We start from the raw sequence: 221 nt of genomic DNA, 5'->3' as shown, positions 1-221 counted from the left end.
ACGGCGCCCTCGGCTTCTGGAAGGCACTGGACGAGGCCTTTCCCGGCACGCGGCACCAACGATGCTGGTGCCATAAAGTGAGCAACGTACTCGACAAGGTCGCCAAATCCGGGTACTGTCCAGAATCTTTCGCACTTTTGATCAGGCGACGGCTCCGGTTTCAGAGAGTTGTGGCTGATAGAGCGGTCGCATGTTCATGTAGCATTTGGTCGACCACGCCG

1 pseudogene is annotated in these 221 nt (G+C 57.9%); it reads left to right on the top strand.

Going from position 1 to position 221, the window contains the following annotated elements:
- Positions 1-110: pseudogene (locus tag QJT78_RS52745) on the top strand (transposase); the annotation flags it as partial.
- Between the last annotated feature and the right edge of the window lie 111 nt (positions 111-221).

Origin of the sequence: Bradyrhizobium sp. Mp27 (assembly GCF_029953005.1) — a bacterium.
GTDB lineage: Bacteria > Pseudomonadota > Alphaproteobacteria > Rhizobiales > Xanthobacteraceae > Bradyrhizobium > Bradyrhizobium barranii.
The sequence above is the reverse complement of the archived record's forward strand: the minus strand, read 5'-3'. Positions and strand labels throughout refer to the sequence as shown.